The organism is Novosphingobium sp., assembly GCF_032093395.1.
Classification (GTDB): Bacteria; Pseudomonadota; Alphaproteobacteria; order Sphingomonadales; family Sphingomonadaceae; genus Novosphingobium.
In genome coordinates this window covers 55412-73050 of sequence record NZ_DAMDBA010000004.1, presented here as the reverse complement: position 1 = coordinate 73050, position 17639 = coordinate 55412, and the positions used below count along the sequence as shown (strand labels likewise).

Annotated in this window: 20 protein-coding genes; 12 read left to right on the top strand and 8 right to left on the bottom strand. The window is 65.3% G+C overall.

Translation table 11 applies throughout. The annotated features are described in order from the left end of the window. Window positions 1–316: 316 nt before the first annotated feature. Window positions 317–784, top strand: a complete 468-nt coding sequence (locus RT424_RS02525) for a hypothetical protein (RefSeq protein WP_313434290.1) — start codon at window positions 317–319, stop codon at window positions 782–784. Between the two features lie 122 nt (window positions 785–906). Here RT424_RS02525 and RT424_RS02520 read toward each other — a convergent pair whose 3' ends face one another. Further along, a complete protein-coding gene (locus RT424_RS02520; protein ID WP_313434288.1) occupies window positions 907–1548 on the bottom strand; it encodes a phosphoribosylanthranilate isomerase in 642 nt (213 codons plus the stop codon). A gap of 52 nt (window positions 1549–1600) precedes the next feature. Here RT424_RS02520 and RT424_RS02515 point away from each other — a divergent pair, with 52 nt between their 5' ends. Then, on the top strand, window positions 1601–2038 hold the full coding sequence (locus tag RT424_RS02515; RefSeq protein ID WP_313434286.1) for a DUF4019 domain-containing protein: 438 nt from the start codon (window positions 1601–1603) through the stop codon (window positions 2036–2038). Between the two features lie 53 nt (window positions 2039–2091). Here RT424_RS02515 and RT424_RS02510 read toward each other — a convergent pair whose 3' ends face one another. The 4 genes from RT424_RS02510 to purB form a co-directional block, all read right to left on the bottom strand. Beyond that, complete coding sequence (locus RT424_RS02510) at window positions 2092–2850, bottom strand: SIMPL domain-containing protein (protein WP_313434284.1); 759 nt, start codon at window positions 2848–2850, stop codon at window positions 2092–2094. A gap of 212 nt (window positions 2851–3062) precedes the next feature. Continuing rightward, the gene (gene pyrF, locus RT424_RS02505; RefSeq protein ID WP_313434283.1) at window positions 3063–3740 is read right to left on the bottom strand and encodes an orotidine-5'-phosphate decarboxylase; all 678 of its coding nucleotides are present in this window, start codon (window positions 3738–3740) and stop codon (window positions 3063–3065) included. A 4-nt stretch (window positions 3741–3744) separates the two neighbouring features. After that, window positions 3745–4065, bottom strand: coding sequence for a LapA family protein (locus RT424_RS02500; RefSeq protein ID WP_313434282.1), 321 nt, complete (start codon window positions 4063–4065; stop codon window positions 3745–3747). A 167-nt stretch (window positions 4066–4232) separates the two neighbouring features. Beyond that, complete coding sequence (purB, locus tag RT424_RS02495; protein ID WP_313434280.1) at window positions 4233–5546, bottom strand: adenylosuccinate lyase; 1314 nt, start codon at window positions 5544–5546, stop codon at window positions 4233–4235. A gap of 366 nt (window positions 5547–5912) precedes the next feature. Here purB and RT424_RS02490 point away from each other — a divergent pair, with 366 nt between their 5' ends. Beyond that, window positions 5913–7013 carry an alpha/beta hydrolase gene (locus tag RT424_RS02490; RefSeq protein WP_313434278.1) on the top strand — a complete coding sequence of 367 codons (1101 nt, stop codon included), beginning with the start codon at window positions 5913–5915 and terminating at the stop codon, window positions 7011–7013. A gap of 10 nt (window positions 7014–7023) precedes the next feature. Here RT424_RS02490 and RT424_RS02485 read toward each other — a convergent pair whose 3' ends face one another. From RT424_RS02485 to radC, 3 genes are all read right to left on the bottom strand, one after another. After that, complete coding sequence (locus RT424_RS02485) at window positions 7024–8133, bottom strand: endonuclease/exonuclease/phosphatase family protein (RefSeq protein ID WP_313434276.1); 1110 nt, start codon at window positions 8131–8133, stop codon at window positions 7024–7026. A gap of 91 nt (window positions 8134–8224) precedes the next feature. Next, entirely contained in the window at window positions 8225–8974 is a 750-nt protein-coding gene (locus RT424_RS02480; RefSeq protein WP_313434275.1) for an NRDE family protein, read from the bottom strand. 1 nt (window position 8975) lies between these two features. Beyond that, window positions 8976–9734, bottom strand: a complete 759-nt coding sequence (gene radC, locus RT424_RS02475) for a RadC family protein (protein WP_313434273.1) — start codon at window positions 9732–9734, stop codon at window positions 8976–8978. A 44-nt stretch (window positions 9735–9778) separates the two neighbouring features. Between radC and RT424_RS02470 the strand changes: the two genes are divergently transcribed. The 9 genes from RT424_RS02470 to RT424_RS02430 all read left to right on the top strand — a co-directional run. Next, window positions 9779–13003 (top strand): YdbH domain-containing protein, encoded by a 3225-nt coding sequence (locus RT424_RS02470; RefSeq protein WP_313434271.1) that lies wholly within the window; start codon window positions 9779–9781, stop codon window positions 13001–13003. Then, window positions 13000–13287 carry a YnbE family lipoprotein gene (locus RT424_RS02465; protein WP_313434270.1) on the top strand — a complete coding sequence of 96 codons (288 nt, stop codon included), beginning with the start codon at window positions 13000–13002 and terminating at the stop codon, window positions 13285–13287. Before RT424_RS02470 ends, RT424_RS02465 begins: the two co-directional genes overlap by 4 nt. Next, complete coding sequence (locus tag RT424_RS02460) at window positions 13287–13682, top strand: YdbL family protein (RefSeq protein WP_313434268.1); 396 nt, start codon at window positions 13287–13289, stop codon at window positions 13680–13682. Before RT424_RS02465 ends, RT424_RS02460 begins: the two co-directional genes overlap by 1 nt. A gap of 342 nt (window positions 13683–14024) precedes the next feature. Beyond that, on the top strand, window positions 14025–14345 hold the full coding sequence (locus tag RT424_RS02455; RefSeq protein WP_021233352.1) for an AtpZ/AtpI family protein: 321 nt from the start codon (window positions 14025–14027) through the stop codon (window positions 14343–14345). 54 nt (window positions 14346–14399) lie between these two features. Beyond that, a complete protein-coding gene (locus RT424_RS02450) occupies window positions 14400–15185 on the top strand; it encodes a F0F1 ATP synthase subunit A (protein WP_021233351.1) in 786 nt (261 codons plus the stop codon). Between the two features lie 40 nt (window positions 15186–15225). Continuing rightward, a complete protein-coding gene (locus RT424_RS02445; RefSeq protein WP_007013775.1) occupies window positions 15226–15450 on the top strand; it encodes a F0F1 ATP synthase subunit C in 225 nt (74 codons plus the stop codon). A gap of 98 nt (window positions 15451–15548) precedes the next feature. Beyond that, window positions 15549–16043 (top strand): ATPase, encoded by a 495-nt coding sequence (locus RT424_RS02440; protein ID WP_313434266.1) that lies wholly within the window; start codon window positions 15549–15551, stop codon window positions 16041–16043. Next, entirely contained in the window at window positions 16036–16629 is a 594-nt protein-coding gene (locus RT424_RS02435) for a hypothetical protein (RefSeq protein WP_313434264.1), read from the top strand. Before RT424_RS02440 ends, RT424_RS02435 begins: the two co-directional genes overlap by 8 nt. Window positions 16630–16894: 265 nt before the next feature. Continuing rightward, a partial coding sequence (locus RT424_RS02430; RefSeq protein WP_313434262.1) for a CBS domain-containing protein occupies window positions 16895–17639 on the top strand: 745 nt, incomplete at its 3' end.

Below are 17639 nucleotides of genomic sequence, written 5' to 3'. Positions count from 1 at the left end.
AAGTGGCCGGTTTCGTCGGGCAGGGTGCGCCAGGAGTTCACAGCGCTGTTCACGGGCGTGGGTGCGGTCATGATCGGGCCGATTGGCAGAGCGCGGCGGTCAAGTCCAGCGCCTAACATGCCTTGGGATCGGGAAGTCCGTTTTCAATTGCAAAGCTTGCAACAGGCGTAACTGCATTGGCAAGATAGTGTCCGTAAGTGGCAGTTTCATGACGATTCTGAGCAACTAACAAATTTTCGTTCATTGACGTGAAAGGTTTGCAGGAGCAGCGGGGCGGTCCCCGGTGAGGGCCGGGGAACGTACTGGAGTAAAAAATATGCGTATTGCACTCGTTTCGCTCGCCGCGGTTGCTGCCGTGGCCGCCGCCACCCCCGCTCTCGCCAACGAAGCGCGCGTCGAAGCCCGCACCGGCATCATCTGGGACGGTAGCGACAGCGAAGCAGTTGCAGGCGTCGCAGTCGGTTACGACTACGACCTGGGCAACAAGTTCTTCGTGGGCGTCGAAGGTTCGGCCGACAAGGTCCTGACCGACAACACCCGCGTTTCGTGGGGCGCCGGCGGCCGCGTTGGCTTCAAGGTCACCCCGACCACCAAGCTCTATGCCAACTCGACCTGGCAGTCGAAGTTCGCCAAGTACGGCAACAGCGCCGTTGCTGTCGGCGGTGGCGTTCAGCAGTCGCTCAACGACCGCTTCTACGGCAAGGTCGAATACAAGCACCTGCTGGTGGGCGACAACACCCCCGACGCAGACGTTGGCCTGATCGGCGTCGGCGTAAAGTTCTGATCGATTTCCGGCCTGACGCAGCTACCGAGTTCGTCAGGCCGGGAAACGTGAACGGATCCGCTCCGCAAGGAGCGTAAGCCAGGGAAGGGCGGTCTATGAGGGGCCGCCCTTTCTTGTTTGTCTCAGGCCGCGGCAACCGCCCGCGCGAAAGCGGCGATGCGATCGAGATCCTTGACGCCGGGGGCGCTCTCCACGCCCGACGAGGTGTCCACCAGCGGCGTTCCCGTCAGTCGAACCGCTTCGGCGACGTTCTCGGGCGTCAATCCTCCGGCAAGCCCCCAGGCGACCGGCCCCTTCCAGTTCGCCACGAGTTTCCAGTCGAAGCTGAGGCCCATGCCGCCCGGCAGGCTGCCCTTGGGTGTCTTGGCATCGAACAGCACCAGATCGACCGCCCCGGCGTAGGCCGACGCCCGGCCGACGTCTTCCGTCGTCGCGACGGACAGCGCTTTCCACACGGCTATGCCGAACCGCGCGCGAAGCTGCGCCGCGCGCTCCGGGGTTTCGCTGCCGTGGAGCTGGAGCGCGTCGAGACGCGCGCTCGTGACGGCCTGCGCGATCGTGGCATCGTCGGCATCGACGAATAGGCCCACCCTGCCGATACGCCCCTCGGCGCGGTCGGAAAGGGCTGCTGCCTCGGCCGGAGTGACGTTGCGGGGGCTTTTCGGAAAGAACACGAACCCGGCGTGCGCCGCGCGCGCGCGAATCGCGGCTTCGAGCGCTTCGCCCGTGCTGATTCCGCAGATCTTGATCGCCGCTGTTGGCATGTCGTTTTTCCAGCCTAGATAGCGATCCCGAACACAGGCCCGAGGACCGCCGATGAACCGCCAGATGATGAACCGAATCGGCCGCCTTCTAGTCCCATTTGCGGTTGCGGCAATGCTGGTGGGCTGCGGCGTGAAGGAGTCCTTCAAGGATGCCGAGGTCGAGGTGGGCAAGTTCCACCGGGCGCTGGACGCCGGAGACTTGCGCGCGATCTGGCGGCAGGCCGATCCGGCCTTGCGGCAAGGGGCGCAGCGGGCCGAACTGGAAAAAGTGCTGGATGCCGTGCACCGCAAGCTCGGCAGGGTGGAACAGGCCAGGCAGGTCGGCTGGAACGCGAATGCGACCACCGACGGCAGTTTCGTTACCCTGACCTATCAAACCGCTTTCGAGCGGGGTTCGGGCCTGGAGCAGTTCGTCTATCGCAAGGGCGACGGCGGCAGGATCGCCCTGACCGGCTACAGCATCGAATCGCAGGACATGATGCTCAAATAAGGTGCGGGGACGGACCGCGCCACCGAAGCGCGATCCGTCCGGAGGCTTGGCTATCAGGGAGCCAGTTCGAATTGCACCGTGACGTTGACGTTGGTTTCCAATTCACCCGCTGCGACCGGCGGAGCCGCGCCCAACGAATCCATCGCCGCCTTGGCGCGGAACATCACGGGTGCGGGCGCGTAGCCGCCGCTTTCGGTGATCGAGACGACGCGTGTGACGCGCATGCCTGCCGCCCCGGCGTAAAGGTCTGCGCGCGCGCGAGCATCCTTGATGGCCGCCACGCGGGCTTCGTTCAGCGCCGCGTCGGGCTGGGACAGCGAGAAGTTCGGACCGTTGACCTGATTCGCGCCCGCCTTGACGAGTGCGTCGATGACCTTGCCCATGTCGTCCAGCTTCCGCTGGCGCACGCTGACGTTGTTGCTGGCCTCATAACCGACGATCTCGCGGGGGCCATCCACGAAGCTGCCGTCCGGCTGGCGCTTGGGCTGGGCATAGACCGGGTTCACGCTGAGGTTGCTGGTCTGGATGTCTTTGTCGGCCACGCCGGCGCGCTTCAGCGAGGCGATAACCTGGGTCATCCGCGTGGAATTGGCGTTGAGCGCCTCGCTGGCTGTGGCGCCCTGCGTCGTCACGCCTGCCGAGAAGCCGGCCATGTCGGGCGTGCGCGTGGAGGAGCCCTGGGCGTTGACCGTCAGCAGCGTGTGGCCTGCGGCGATGGCGGGGACCAGGCCGGAGTCCTGCGCCGCGGCAGGCACGGCCAGGGCCGATGCGATCGCGGCAGTAGTGACGGCAAGCAGGTTCAGGGATTTCATGAGGTCGCACTCTCCATAAGGTAACTCGGATCAACGATCTGGAGCGAGCGAGGTTGCGGAGCGCTGAACCGTGCATTTTGCGCCGTGAAAGGTTTGGCGCCAGCCGTCGTCCCGGACCTGATCCGGGACCGCTGTCAATTCTTTAGGCGCAAGTCCGCGAGCAAGGCGCAGCTCGGCCAGCGGTCCCGGATCGAGCCCGGGGCGACGGCTAACTAAAGCGTGGCTTCGATCGCACGCGCAGCGGCAAGCGGGTCTTCGGCGCGGCTGATCGGGCGGCCGACGACGAGTACGCTGGCGCCGGCGTCCCGCGCGGCGCGAGGGGTCATGATGCGCTTCTGGTCGCCGTTTCCGCCCGTGTCCGGACGCAGGCCGGGAACGACGAAGTAGCCGTCCTTCCACTGCTGATGCACGGCGCCCACTTCATGCCCGGAGCAGACGATGCCGTCGAGCCCGGCGGACTGGGCCAGTTCGGCAAGGCGCAGCGCCTGTTCGTGCGGTTCGGCATTCACGCCGATGGCATTGAGGTCTCCGCCGTCCAGGCTGGTGAGCACCGTCACTGCCACGACCTTGGTGTTCTCTCCGGCCGCTGCCTTGGCGTCTTCCATCATGGCGCGCCCGCCCGCGGCGTGGATGGTGACGATGGCGGGTTCGAGCACGTGAATCGCCTGCATCGCCCCGGCCACGGTGTTGGGGATATCGTGCAGCTTCAGGTCGAGGAAGATCGGCAGGCCCAGCTTGTGCAGTTCATGGACGCCGTGGTGCCCGTGAGCGCAGAAGAACTCGAGGCCCAGCTTGATCCCGCCGATATGCCCGGCAACCTTTCGCGCCAGCGCCTCGGCGGCGTCGAGGCGGGGCAGGTCGAGGGCGAGATAGACGGGATTGCTGTTCATGGTCTCAGGTTTCCGGGGCAGATTCAAAAGTGGAGACGGGCGCTTCCGCAGCGGCGGGGGCGATGCTGTTGGCCCGGAGCGAATTTTCCAGGCTGGCGATGCGGCGCTGGAGGCGCCAGCGCACGGCGCGCAGATATAGCCAGACCGGCATCATGCCGAGGCCGAAGAAGACCAGCGCGACAACGCCTACGGGCCACTCGAAGTGGACGTAGTTGGCATCGTCCAGCGGCCAGAAATTTACCGGAACCTTGGTCCAGTTCATGGCGATGAAGGCCACCAGGATCGCAGTGATGGCAATCCACAGCACGGTGCGGACAATGTTCATATATCCTCCGGCAATTCCTGCGCTGTAGGCCGCGCAGCAAGACCTCGACAATCGCGTTTAAAGCTTTGCTTATCGCATCTTCCGAGTCGGCAGGTGCGTGCACCTGCCTTGAAAATGCTCCGAATGCTAAGCGCGATTGCGAGGCATGTGAAGTGTCGGAAAGGAGCTTAGTTCCCGAAAACGCGCGCGAAGATCGTGTCGACCTGCTTGAAATGGTAGTCGAGGTTGAACTTCTCCTCGATCACTTCGGCCGGAAGCGCGGCGGTGACTTCCTCGTCGGCCTTCAGCAGTTCGAGCAACGAGAGCTGGCCGTCCGATTCCCAGACCTTCATCGCGTTGCGCTGCACGAGACGATAGGACTGGTCGCGCGTCAGGCCGGCCTGCGTCAGCGCCAGCAGCACGCGCTGCGAGTGGACGAGGCCGCCCATGCGATCGAGGTTCTTCTGCATGCGCTCGGGATAGACGAGCAGCTTGTCGATCACGCCGGTGAGGCGGGCGAGTGCGAAGTCGAGAGTGATCGTGGCGTCCGGGCCGATGAAGCGCTCGACCGAGGAGTGCGAGATGTCGCGCTCATGCCAGAGGGCCACGTTTTCCATGGCCGGCGTGACCGACGAGCGGACCACGCGCGCCAGGCCGGTGAGGTTCTCGGTCAGCACCGGGTTGCGCTTGTGCGGCATTGCCGACGAGCCCTTCTGGCCGGGCGAGAAGTATTCCTCGGCCTCCAGCACTTCCGTGCGCTGAAGGTGCCGCACCTCGATGGCGAGGCGTTCGATCGAGCTGGCGATCACGCCCAGCACCGCGAAGAACATGGCATGACGGTCGCGCGGGATCACCTGCGTGGAGACCGGCTCCACTTCGAGGCCCATCTTGTCGGCGACGTACTGCTCCACCGCCGGATCGACATTGGCGAATGTGCCCACCGCGCCCGAGATCGCGCAAGTGGCGACTTCCTCGCGGGCGGCGATCAGGCGCTTCCTGCAACGCGCGAACTCGGCATAGGCTTCGGCCATCTTGAGGCCGAAGGTCACCGGTTCGGCATGGATGCCGTGGCTGCGGCCGATGGTGGGGGTGTACTTGTGCTCTTCGGCACGGCGCTTGATCGCGGCCAGCAGGGCGTCGAGGTCTTCGAGGAGGATGTCCGCAGCTTTCACGAGCTGGACGTTCAGCGTGGTGTCGAGCACGTCGGAGCTGGTCATGCCTTGGTGCATGAACCGCGCTTCGGGGCCGACCGCTTGCGCAACCCAGTCGAGGAAGGCGATGACGTCGTGCTTGGTCACGGCTTCGATGGCGTCGATCGCGGCGACGTCGATGGTCGGGTTGGTGGCCCACCAGTCCCACAGCGCCTTTCCGGCGCTCTCGGGCACGGTGCCCATCTCGCCCATCTTCACGGCGGCGTGCGCTTCGATCTCGAACCAGATGCGGTAGCGGGCTTCGGGCTCCCAGATCGCGGTCATGGCGGGGCGGGCGTAACGGGGGACCATGTTCGACTCCTTGCTAACCTGACATGACCGGCCTGGTACGATCGGCCTGACCGGGCCTGTTGGCCGTGCCGCTAAGGCGCGCTTGCGACAAAGGCAAGGGCGAGCAAGGCAGGAAGGGCGAAAGAATCCCGCCGGGGGAGCCCGGGCGGCCCGGGGTTCCGTCATAGCAGGAGCCGGGGAGGGGGCGGATAGTGCCCCGGCAGGATTGCGCAAATCGAAAGCGCATTTCCCGGGCCTGCGATAGGACATGCGCCTGAGCGATTGATTATCGGGAATTTTCTCGATTGGAGGAGCCTTCCCCGCCCCGGCGCGCTATGGTCCTGACGGCAATCGGTCTCAATGTCGTCGACGATGGAAGGAACAGCGATGCTACGCACGCTCACCGCAATTCTCGCCGCACCCCTGCTGTTCGGCGCGACGTTGGATCGGGCGGCGGCACAAGGAGCGGGCGCGCCGTCCGGCGTCTCGGATAATACCGGCCAGGATAATACCGGCTCGGAGAGCATTGGCGCGCAGGACATCAAGCTGGAGGAGTTCGGATCCAACCTCGAGCGTTTTCCCTACCCCTGGAAAGTCGAGGCGATGGAGCTGAAGGTGGGCGCCGAGGAAGCGTCCATGGCTTACATGGACGTGCTTCCGGACCAGCCCAACGGGCATGCCGTGGTCCTGCTCCACGGCAAGAACTTCTGCGGCGCCACCTGGGAGGACACGGCCCGCACCCTGCTCTCGGCAGGCTACCGGGTGCTCATTCCCGACCAGATCGGCTTCTGCAAATCGTCCAAGCCCGCGTCCGCGCAATACAGCTTTGCGATGATGGCCGATGCCACGCATCGGCTGATGGAGAAGGTCGGCCTGGAGAAGGCCGTCGTGCTCGGCCATTCCACCGGCGGGATGCTGGGGCTGCGTTTCGCGCTGATGTTCCCTCAGGCGGTGGAACGGCTGGTGCTGGTCAATCCGCTGGGTCTGGTCGATCGCATGGCCGAAGGGGTGCCCTATGTGCCGCTGGACAAGCTGCTGGCGAGCGAGCGCGCCAAAGGCTACGCCGAAATGCGGCAGTATCAGCTCGATACCTATTATCACGGCGACTGGAACCCGCGTTACGATCGCTGGGTGAAGATGCTGGCGGGACAATATGCCTCGGCCGATCAGGATGCGGCGGAACTGGCGCAGGCCAAGACATCGGAGATGATCCTGACCGAGCCGGTCAGCTACGAGTTCGGCAACCTGAAGGTTCCGGTTACACTGATGATCGGGATGCGGGACACGACGGTATTCGGAAAGGGCCAGGCCCCGGCAGAGCTTCGGGCCAGACTGAAGCCGATACCGCAGGTGGCGCCTCAGGCCGCGGCAGCGATGCCGTCAGCCCGGATCGTCGAGTTCCCTGACTATGGCCATTCGCCGCAAGTCGAGGCACCCGAGGTGTTCGGCGCCCGGCTCCTGGAAATACTGTCCGCTCCCGCCCCTTGAACGACCGACGCTATCGGCGCGAGGCAAGCGTGCCCGGAAGCGCCGCGCATGCCGATGGGCGGCTGTCCGATGCTTTCCAGCGAAGCTCGTAGGTGACGAGGAAGCCGTCATGGTCGGAGAGCTGAGGGCTGCCAGGCCGGCCGTCGAACAGCGCCTCGACGCAGATCGGGCGGATCTGCACTTTCGCGCCGGGCCAGTAGAACTGAAGATCCTGGGTATCCATCCAGGGCTCGTCGCCATCCCAGGACATGCGAACGTCGCAGTTCGATCCGGGCTGGATGCAGACACGATGCACCAGATCGAGCGACTGGTAGCGCGAGAAGTTGCCCCAGCGCTCCTCCGAGTGGCGCATGTTGAAATCGCCCCCGAAGATCACCGGCGTGGCATCGTCATGCGTCCGGTCGATGAACTCGGATGCTTCCAGGGCCTGCCGGTCGTGCGCGGCGAGGTTGCGCGGCGCGGGCGCTCCGGAGGCTCCGCGCGAATTCATGTGGGTGTCGTAGACGTCGATCAGCGAAGGAACGCCCGGCACCGCGATCCGGGCGAGGGCGATCCCCTTGTTGGACAGGCAGTCGAAGCCGGCGCAGGACTTGCGGCCATAGGCGCGCCGGTCGTTATCGACGATGGCATAGCGCGAAGCGATCGCCAGGCCGCTGCCGAACGCATGGATGCCGATTTCCCCCCGCTTCAAGCTGGAATGCCCGGGCAGTTTGTCCTTGGTCGAGCCCCGCGCCCGAGTGGTGCGGCGGGGGCCGGAATCGATGGCGGGATAGCCGCTCGTCATCACCGCGCGCTTGGCGGCGTCGCTGAACATTTCCTGGAACAGCACCACGTCGGGCGCGCTGCCCAAGGCGCGCATTCGTGCAAGGTGCTGCCCGATCTGCTCCAACGAAGGTCCGCGTCCGCTGCGCGCGGGCCAGGAAAGCCCCTCGATGTTGAAGGTGAGGACGGAAAGAGTCGTCGTTGCGATCTGTCCGTCGGGGGAGAGAGTGACCCTTGGCGGCACGGTAGCGTCGCAGGGAACTTGCGCAATCGGGGGCGCCAGGGTGTTGCAGCCGCTTGCGAGCAGGGCCGCGCCAAGGGATAGCGCCCGAAGGCGAGAAAAGCCTTTCACTTTCATCCGTTGCCGATCCCCTGTCGCTGACGACCGGGGGCAAGATTAGCGAGCGGGACAGGCAAGTCCATCATTGCGCCGGGCAGGCCCCGCGCCCTCATGCTTGCGGCCAGAAGAAGTCGATCCGGACCTCGCCGGAAGCCGATCCGTCCGGGGCGAAGCTGCGCTCGACGATCGCTCCGGTTCCGTCGCGGCGCACCGTTATGACCGTACTGCAACGCGTTCCATATACCGCGTCCAGGATGAAGACGGGTGCGAAGCGCGGTTCGGGGGCGCCTTGCAAAGCCGTTGAAACAGCAGCGGGTGTTTCCGCGCGAAGGGCATCCAGCAGTGGCGCCACGTCGGATCCCGGCGCGTCGAGCCAGGCCTTGACCGAGGCTTCCACTTGCCTGGTCTTGGGCCAGGGCACTTCGAAGCCGCCGTTCGAAAGGCCATGGATGCCCGGTGCGAGCGGCTGCGAAACCGATTTGGGGTGATTTGTCAGAAAACGCGCTTCGGTGCCTGCGATCTCGACGAGGTTGAACGGGTTCATCGTCTCCACCGGTTCGGGCTCATGGCTCCGGAGCAGGTCGGTGACGAGTTTTCCGCGTGACGGACGGCCCGGAACCGAGCCTTCGGGAACGCGATAGTTGGTCACCAGAACCATGCGATTGCCCATCGGCTCCGCGTTTTCCGCGATACCCAACCAGGTGCCGCCGCCCAGCAGGTCTCGTCCGGCGATGATCCCGCTTCCGTCCTCCCAGCGCGCGAGCGGTGCCGAGGCGCGCGCGTGGAACTCGTCGCGATTGCCCGCCACCACGAGCAGCCAGTCCGGATGGGCCTGCCAAGCCACGGCTGCGACGCACATCCTAGATCAGTCCCTTGGCCCGCAGGCTCACGTGGCCCTCACGGCCGATGATGACATGGTCGTGGACCGAGATGCCCAGCAGGCGTCCGGCTTCCGCGATGCGATTGGTGATGTCGATGTCGGCGCGGCTGGGCTGCGGTGAGCCTGAGGGATGGTTGTGCACAAGGATCAAGGCGGTGGCGCCGATGTCCAGCGCGCGGCGAATCACCTCGCGCGGGTGGATGGCCGCCTCGTCGATCGATCCATCGCCCACCAGGTCGTCGAGGATCAGCATGTTCTTGGAATTGAGATAGAGCACCCGCACCCGTTCGAGCGTGAGATGCGCCATGTCGATCGTGAGATAGTCGATCAGTGCCTGCCACGACCCGAGCACCGGCATTTCCCGCACTTTCTGGCGCACCATGCGGGTGGCCGCGACCGTCACCACGCGCAGCGCCGCCACCGTGGCTTCCCCCATGCCGGGATGTCCGCCCAGCGTGCGGGGATCGGCCTGGAGGACGCCCGCGAGCGAGCCGAAGCGGTGAATCAGGCTGCGTGCGAGCGGCTTCATGTCCTGACGGCGAACCGCCTGCATCAGCAGGAGTTCTATGACTTCATGATCCGCCAGAGCATCTCCCCCGCCGTCCACCAGCCGTTTCCTCAGCCGCGAGCGATGCCCGCTGGGATCGTTTGCCGGATCGACGCGGATCTTGGCTTCCGAAGTGGAATCGGAGCCGACATCGTCGGCGGGTTCATCGAAGAGACGGTCTTGCTCGGGCATAACGCCTACAGACAATTGCCTTTCCGGGAAGGCAAGCGCAAGTGATGGACCGGATGTCGCAGGAGCACGAGCAAGTTACCCCACCGGCGGAGTTGTCGCGGTCGGCCCGTTTCGGGCGGCGCCGCGCGATGGCGCTTGCCCTGCTGGGCGTGCTCGGGGTGGGCGTGGCGGGCGCCTGGGTCTGGCGCGAGGACATTGCCGATGACCTGATCGCCCACGAACTGGACAAGCTGGGACTTCCCGCCCGCTACGAAATCGTGAGCATCGGCCCGTCGGAGCAGGTGATACGCAACCTCGTGGTCGGCGATCCCAGGCGGCCGGACCTGACGATCGCGGAACTGCACGTCGCGACGCGGCTGGACTGGGGATGGCCCGGGATCGGGCGCATAACCGTGGTTCGCCCGCGCCTGTTCGGAGCCTGGCGTGACGGCAAGCTGACGCTCGGCACTCTCGACAAGGCGCTGGCGGGCGGCGGTGGCGACAAGGACTATGCCTTGCCCGATCTGGATCTCGCCATCGTCGACGGGCGAGCGCTGATAGAGAGCGAGCACGGCCGTCTCGCCGCGCGAATCGCCGGCGCGGGCCAGTTGCGCAATGGATTGGGCGGGGGCTTCCGCGGCGAACTGGCCGTCGTTTCACCCCGGTTGACGGCGGGAAGCTGCGAGGCGGGGCGTACGACGCTGTTCGGAAAGCTGTCCGTTTCGGGCGGTCGCCCCCGCTTCCAGGGCCCATTGCGAACGGCGGCGCTCCTCTGCCGGGATCGGGATTTTCATCTTGGCGCAAGCGGAGCGCAGCTCGATTTCGTGCTCGACCGAAGGCTGGATGGAGGCGAGGGCAGCTTGAGCCTTGCCGGCGGTCCTTTGCAGCTCGGCCGCAATCGGCTGTCGAAACTCAGCGCCTCGGGCCGTTTCTCCTATCGCCGCGAGGCGCTCAACGCTAATTTCCAGGCCAAGGGTCAGGACGTCGTAACCGAGCAGGCGCGGATCGGCGCGCTTGGTTTCGATGGCCGGGTGCGCGCCAGCCATGGCCTGGCGCGCTTCGATCTCGAAGGTGACGTGAGCGGATCCAGGCTATCGATCGGCGAATCGGTCGATTCGCTCCTCGCCGAAGGCATGAGGGCGGGCGAAGGAACGCTGGCGGCGCCGCTGGCACGGCAGTTGCGCGGCGCCCTTGCCAAGGAAACACGGAACAGCGCGATCGCCGCCAATCTGGTCCTGCGCGGGACCGAGGACGGCATGACGCTTGTGGTGCCGCGCGGCAATGTGAAGGGCAGCAGTGGCAGCGCGCTCCTCACCCTGTCGCGGGTCCAGGCGCAGTTCGGCGGCAGGCGCGCGGTGGTCACCGGCAATTTCGCCAGCGGCGGGCAGGGCCTTCCCCAGGTATCGGGCCGCATGGAAAGCGATGCGCGCGGCCGTCTGGCGCTGCAGGTGGAAATGTCCGAGTACGCCGCCGGCGATTCGCGGCTGGCAATTCCCCGACTGGCGCTGTCGCAATCGCCGGACGGGGCCATGCGCTTCACCGGCGAGGCGCGCTTGTCCGGCGCACTGCCGGGTGGCGCCGCCAGGGGCCTTGTCCTTCCCGTCGATGGGCGCTGGGGCGCGGACGGCGCTCTGGCGGTGTGGAGCGCCTGCACGAAGATCGGTTTCGAACGTCTCGCCATTGCCAACCTCACCCTCGACCGACGCTCGCTTCAGGTCTGCCCCGCGCCGGGCAGCGCGATCGTGCGCAGCAGAGGCAGCGGCATGGATATCGCCTTCGGCATTCCCCGCCTGGACCTGTCGGGCCGGCTGGGAGAAACGCCGATTCGCATCGCCAGCGGACCTCTAGGCTATGCACAGCTGGCCGGTCGTACCGGAAACCTCACGGCGAAGACCGTCGATGTGGCGCTGGGCACGCCCGATGCACCGTCACGCTTCCGGCTTGCCCGGCTCGACGCGCAAGTTGGCAAGGATATCGGCGGCACGTTCGACGAAGCGGACATCGGCCTTGCCGCGGTCCCGCTGGACTTGCGACAGACCGCCGGGAACTGGCGCTATGCCGAAGGCAAGCTGCTGATCGACCAGGCGCGATTCACGCTTGTGGATCGCCAGCAGGTTCCGCGCTTCCAGCCGCTCGTTGCGAAGGACGGCACCTTGCGGCTGGAGAACAACGTCATCACCGCCCAGGCGGTATTGCGCGAGCCGAAGAGCGAGCGCGAGGTCGTCCGCGCCGATATCGTCCACGATCTGGGCGACGCCAGGGGCCATGCCGACCTGGCGGTTCCGGGCATCAGTTTCGACAAGGACATGCAGGCCGAGACCCTGTCTCCGCTGCTGCTGGGCATCGTCTCCGACTTGCGCGGATCGCTCCAGGGCAAGGGCCGTATCGATTGGAACGCGCAGACCGTCACCAGCAGCGGCCGTTTCTCCACCGATGGGCTGGACTTCGCGGCAGCCTTCGGTCCGGTCAAGGGCCTTACCGGGGACGTCGTGTTCACCGATCTCCTCGGGTTCGTAACCGCACCCAACCAACAGGTGAGGATCGCCTCGATCAACCCCGGTATCGAGGTCGTCGACGGCGTGCTGGGCTTCCAGATGGAGCCGGGTTATCTGCTGCGGATCAATGGCGCGGAATGGCCGTTCATGTCGGGACGGCTGGCGCTCGATCCCGCGACGATGCGAATCGGCGCTTCCGAGATTCGGAACTACAAGCTCCGGGTCAGCGGGCTCGACGCGGCGACTTTCGTGCAGCATCTCGAACTGACCAATATCAACGCCACCGGCATATTCGACGGCGAAGTGCCGATGGTCTTCGACGAGCAGGGCGGACGCATCGTCGACGGCTATCTGGCTTCCCGCGATCCGGGCGGCAACGTCAGCTATCTCGGCGCGCTGACGTACAAGGACTTGTCGACGATGGGCAACTTCGCCTTCGGCGCGTTGAAATCCGTCGATTACAAACACATGGAGATCGGCCTGAACGGCTCGCTCGGCGGCGACATCTTCACGCGGCTGGCATTCGACGGTTTGAGCCAGGGCAGCTCGGCCGACAAGAATTTCCTGACCAGGCAGATCGCGAAGCTGCCGATCCGCTTCGTCGTCAAGATCAAGGCACCGTTCTTCAGCCTCTTCGGCTCCATGCGCTCCCTTTACGATCCCGCCTACCTCACCGATCCGCGTACGCTTGGCATATCCAGCGGTATACCGCCGAGAGCGCTGCCTTCCGGCGCCAACTCGGTTCGTCCCGCGCCAGCAACCATTCAGCCTCCAGTCAGCGAGAACAATCCATGAAGGCCCCGGAATTGACCGGAAGCGATCCGGCTGCGACAAGCCCGGCGATGATGAGCCAGCTACGAGATAGTGCGCAGCAGTTTGCCCTCCGGTCCGGCAGGCGCGCCGTTCGCGCCTTGGTGATGATGACGGGTGTGGGATCGGCGCTGGCCGGCTGCGTCAACGTGACGGCGCCGGACAAGCCGATCGTGATCGAACTCAACATCAACATCAGGCAGGAAGTGATCTATCGTCTCTCCCAGGATGCGGAGAACACGATCAAGGAAAACGAAGGCGTATTCTGATGACCAAGTTCCTTTCGAGCAGTCGCGCGGCCGTTCTTGGCGCATTGGCGCTGGCGTTGACCGCGAGCGGCGGGGCCATGGCACAGGACGGACGCGATCCGGCCTATGCGGCGGCGCGCGCCTCCGGTCAGGTGGGTGAGCAGAAGGACGGCTACCTCGGCGTCATCGGCAGTCCGTCTGCCGAAGTTCGCGCCATGGTGCGCGACATCAACAATCGCCGCCGCGCGATCTACACGGAGAAAGCGGCGGGGAAGAGCACGATCGAGGAATATGCCTTCGCCACGGCCTGCCGTCTGATCTCGCAGACGCAGCCCGGCGAAAAGTATCAGGCGACGGATGGTTCGTGGAAAACCCGCGGCCCCGGCGCGCCCGATCGGGATGCGCGCTGCCCCTGATCGGGCTGGAAACGATTTTCCCAGAAATGTGCGAGCGGCCGGGATTCCCGGCCGCTTTTTTGCGCCCCGTACGTGTGTCGGCCCAAGATCGGGCGCCGCAGTGCGTCCTCGCCGCATTGTCGTCGTTTTTCGTCGGCATCGTCCTTGCGGTATCGACGGAGCATTACCACCTTCCAGGCCTGACCGGCACTTGGGCACACGGGCTTCCGTGTGAACAACTGTTGCCGCGCGCGTCCCCTCATGGTTGACTCGCGAATGCCCCCACCCTAAGGGGTCGGCGCCCTCGGCGGGCAGCCGTTGAACGCGTCATTCGTTCCTATTCGATTGAGAAGGAGCCCTGACATGAACGACGAGCCGTCCGCACCGGGCCCTGTCGGCGAGGATGCGCGCCTCGATTCGCTGGACGATCGGCTTAAAGCCCTTCGCGAGCGGGAAGCGCAGCGTCAGAAGCCGGTCGCGGGTGCGGAAACCGACGATGCCTATCGTGCCGGTAACCGCGTCTTGGCCGATTTGCTCGGCGGGGTTGCGGGTGGTCTGTTCCTTGGCTGGGTGATCGATCACTTCGCCGGAACATCGCCCTGGGGTCTGATGGTGATGCTGTTCGCAGGAATATTCGTCGCCTTCAGGAACATTATCAGGAATTCGAACCGGCGCCCGGATTGACCCAGGAGGGGTAAGTTAAGGGCGCTGCCGTTCATTGGCGACAGGGATATTCGCGTGGCAGCCGAAGCGAAGGTCGATCCGATGCACCAGTTCAGCATCCAGCCGTTGTTCGGCTCGGAAGGCTGGAGCATCGCCGGTTACAACATCGCCTTCACCAACAGCACGCTGTGGATGGCGATCGCCGCCGTGACGCTGGCGTTCTTCGTTGCCGGCGGCATGAAGCGTCAGCTCGTGCCCGGTCGCTGGCAGATGGCTGTCGAAAGCTTCACCGGCTTCATCGACGGCATGCTGGCCGCCAACGTCGGCCCTGGCGGCAAGAAGTACGTTCCGTACATCTTCTCGCTGTTCATGTTCATTCTTTTCGCGAACTTCCTCGGCCTGCTGCCGCTGGGCGTGATCGGGCTCCATGCCTTCACCTTCACCAGCCACTTCTCGGCTACGGGTGTTCTCGCGGTGCTTTCCTTCGCGATCGTCCTCATCGTCGGTTTCGCGAAGCACAAGCTGCACTTCTTCTCGCTGTTCGTGCCGCACGGCACCCCGGTGATCATGATCCCGCTGATCTTCTGCGTGGAACTGATCTCCTTCCTGGTGCGCCCGTTCAGCCTCGGCCTGCGTCTCTTCGTCGCGATGATGGCCGGCCACGTTCTTCTTGAGGTTCTTTCGAGCTTCGTGATCAGCTCCGGCAATGCGGGCATCGGCCTCTTCGCCATTGCCGGTCTGCCCAGCTTCATCCTGATGGTCGGCATCTGCGCTCTCGAGCTGCTCGTCGCCGGCATTCAGGCCTATGTTTTCGCTCTTCTCACTTGCGTCTATCTGAACGACGCAGAGAACCTTCACTGATTTTCAGTCTCACTCGAGTTTTCCAAAGGGAGTTTTTGAAATGGACGCAGAAGCTGCAAAGCTGCTTGGTGCCGGTCTCGCTGCTATCGGTTGCGGCCTCGCCTCGATCGGCGTGGGTAGCGTTTTCGCCAAGTTCCTCGAAGGCGCGCTGCGCAACCCGGGCGCCGCTGACGCCCAGCAGGGCCGCCTCTTCATCGGCTTCGCCGGCGCCGAACTTCTCGGCCTGCTGTCGTTCGTCGTTGCCGCGCTGCTGATCTTCGCCTGATCGCGCGCACTGATCCCCTCCGGCTGCCCGAACCCTTTGGTTGGGGGGCCGGAGAGGACGCAAGAATTCTACCGGCCACTTCGAGACAGGGCTGACCCATGCCTCAGATCGCACAGCTAGCCGCGACCTATTCCAGCCAGATCTTCTGGATGCTGATCTTCTTCGGCTTCACGTTCTTCGTCGTCGGACGGGGAATGGTTCCCAAGGTCATGGATACGGTTGCGCAGCGCGACAAGCAGATTGCCGACGACCTCGCCGCCGCCGAACGCGCTCGCGCCCAGGCCGATGCGGAAGAGGAAGCCTGGCGCACGCGTGAGAACGCCAACCGCGCCGAGGCGCAAGCCCTGATCGCGGAAGCCCGCGCCAAGGCCGCTGCCGTCACGACCGAGCGTCTCGCGACCGCCCAGGTGGCCATCGACGCCACGCTCGCGGAAGCCGAAACCCGCATCTCGCAGGCGCGCCGTTCGGCCGCCGCCGAGATCGAGGACGTCGCCGCCGACGCCACCCGCGAGATCGTCAGCCGCATCGCCGGCCTGACTCTCGACGATGGCGCGGTCCGTTCCGCCGTGAAGGAGAACCTGGTCCATGGCTGAGAACACGGAACTGTCCACCACAGACACCGTCGTGGCTGAAGGCACCTCGCATGAGGCGGCAGAGATGGCCGGAACGCAAGCCGGCATCGAGCATCACGCCGAACCGTTGCTGCTGGGCGTCGCCCCGCCGGTCGCGGTCGTCAGCGCCTCGATGCTGGTGCTCCTCGCGATCATGGTCTGGAAGGGCCTGCCGAAGATGATCTCCGGCGGCCTCGACAACAAGATTGCCGAGATCAAGGCCCAGCTCGAAGAGGCGAAGACCCTTCGCGCCGAGGCGGAAGCCCTGCGCAAGGAATATGCTGATAAGATCGCCGGTGCCGAAAAGGACGCCGCCGCTCTGATCGAGCATGCCCGCCACGAAGCGGAGACGATCGTCGCCAAGGCCCAGGCCGACACGACCGACGTCATCGCCCGTCGCGAAAAGATGGCGCAAGACAAGATCGGCGCCGTCGAACGCGCTGCCGTGACCGAACTGCGCCAGCAGGCTGCCGCTGCCGCTGCTGCTGCTGCCAGTGGGCTGATCCGCACCAATCACTCCGCCAGCGCCGACAAGGCGCTGGTCGATCAGGCGATCGCCGGCATCTGATCCTTCGGATCGGCTGCGAAGCAACAAGGCCTCCGTGCGTTGCACGGGGGCTTTTTTGTGTGCCGAAAAGGTTCAGCTGCATTCGGATGTTGACCTTGGCCACGTTCGGGATCACAGGGCGGCCACGCAGCCGATGTTGCTGCGGTGTTTCAGGAAGCGAGGACATGTCCAGCGACAGTTCCAGTAGAACCGCACGTCCGGAGGGCGCTGGCTAGTTCTCGCTGGCCTTTCGTCCGCCCGGGTCGTGCGGACGAAAGGTGTGATGATGGTGAACGACCTCCTCGCCGGCGTGAGCGCCGGTGCCCGTCCCGCCAAGCGCGGGCTCTACATTGCCGATATCGTCGAGATGCTCCAGGCGCTGACGCCCGAGGCCGCTGCTGCCAAGCTTGGCCGCATGGCCGACGTACGCGCGGTCGCCGTGCTCGACCGTCCCGAATTCACCACGGCGCCCGAAGTGCTGCCGCTCTTGCCGCTGCCGCGCGCGGTGCATCTGGTCGCCCAGATGGCCGAGGACCGCGCCGCCGATGTGCTGGCGGAGATGGACGACGGCGTCGCGGCCCAGATTCTCGGCGCCCTCGCGCCCGAAGTGCGCACTTCGTTGCGCAGCCTGCTGGCCTGGCCGGAGGACAGCGCTGGCGGCATGATGACCACCGAGTTCGTTGCGGCGCGGGTGTCGGCCACCGTCGCCGAAGTGTTGGATCTCATCCGCACCGTCGAACGCAGCCGCGAGACCGTCTACTCGGTGTTCTTGCTCGACGAACGCGGCCGTCTCGATGCGACGATCTCGCTGCGCCGTCTGATCGCCGCAGCACCCGATTCGCCCGCCATCGATCTTGCCCGCGACCGCGAGCCGGTCACGGTGACACCCGCAACCGATCGCGAGGCGGTGGCCGACCTGATCCGCCGTCACGACCTGCTGGCATTGCCGGTTGTGGACGATGCGGGCCGTCCGCTCGGCATCGTGACGGTGGACGACGTTCTTGATGTGAATGATACGGAAAACACCGAGA

Excerpts from the sequence above, each read along its gene's own strand:
- RT424_RS02480 (WP_313434275.1), bottom strand. The coding sequence starts at position 8,974 with ATGTGCGTCGCAGCCGTGGCTTGGCAGGCCCATCCGGACTGGCTGCTC.
- RT424_RS02500 (WP_313434282.1), bottom strand. The coding sequence starts at position 4,065 with ATGAACATTGTCCGCACCGTGCTGTGGATTGCCATCACTGCGATCCTG.
- RT424_RS02465 (WP_313434270.1), top strand. The coding sequence starts at position 13,000 with ATGAAGGCCCCGGAATTGACCGGAAGCGATCCGGCTGCGACAAGCCCG.
- RT424_RS02490 (WP_313434278.1), top strand. The coding sequence starts at position 5,913 with ATGCTACGCACGCTCACCGCAATTCTCGCCGCACCCCTGCTGTTCGGC.
- RT424_RS02525 (WP_313434290.1), top strand. The coding sequence starts at position 317 with ATGCGTATTGCACTCGTTTCGCTCGCCGCGGTTGCTGCCGTGGCCGCC.
- radC (WP_313434273.1), bottom strand. The coding sequence starts at position 9,734 with ATGCCCGAGCAAGACCGTCTCTTCGATGAACCCGCCGACGATGTCGGC.
- RT424_RS02510 (WP_313434284.1), bottom strand. The coding sequence starts at position 2,850 with ATGAAATCCCTGAACCTGCTTGCCGTCACTACTGCCGCGATCGCATCG.
- RT424_RS02460 (WP_313434268.1), top strand. The coding sequence starts at position 13,287 with ATGACCAAGTTCCTTTCGAGCAGTCGCGCGGCCGTTCTTGGCGCATTG.
- RT424_RS02435 (WP_313434264.1), top strand. The coding sequence starts at position 16,036 with ATGGCTGAGAACACGGAACTGTCCACCACAGACACCGTCGTGGCTGAA.
- RT424_RS02520 (WP_313434288.1), bottom strand. The coding sequence starts at position 1,548 with ATGCCAACAGCGGCGATCAAGATCTGCGGAATCAGCACGGGCGAAGCG.
- RT424_RS02445 (WP_007013775.1), top strand. The coding sequence starts at position 15,226 with ATGGACGCAGAAGCTGCAAAGCTGCTTGGTGCCGGTCTCGCTGCTATC.
- RT424_RS02440 (WP_313434266.1), top strand. The coding sequence starts at position 15,549 with ATGCCTCAGATCGCACAGCTAGCCGCGACCTATTCCAGCCAGATCTTC.
- RT424_RS02515 (WP_313434286.1), top strand. The coding sequence starts at position 1,601 with ATGAACCGCCAGATGATGAACCGAATCGGCCGCCTTCTAGTCCCATTT.
- RT424_RS02485 (WP_313434276.1), bottom strand. The coding sequence starts at position 8,133 with ATGAAAGTGAAAGGCTTTTCTCGCCTTCGGGCGCTATCCCTTGGCGCG.
- RT424_RS02470 (WP_313434271.1), top strand. The coding sequence starts at position 9,779 with ATGGACCGGATGTCGCAGGAGCACGAGCAAGTTACCCCACCGGCGGAG.
- RT424_RS02455 (WP_021233352.1), top strand. The coding sequence starts at position 14,025 with ATGAACGACGAGCCGTCCGCACCGGGCCCTGTCGGCGAGGATGCGCGC.
- purB (WP_313434280.1), bottom strand. The coding sequence starts at position 5,546 with ATGGTCCCCCGTTACGCCCGCCCCGCCATGACCGCGATCTGGGAGCCC.
- pyrF (WP_313434283.1), bottom strand. The coding sequence starts at position 3,740 with ATGAACAGCAATCCCGTCTATCTCGCCCTCGACCTGCCCCGCCTCGAC.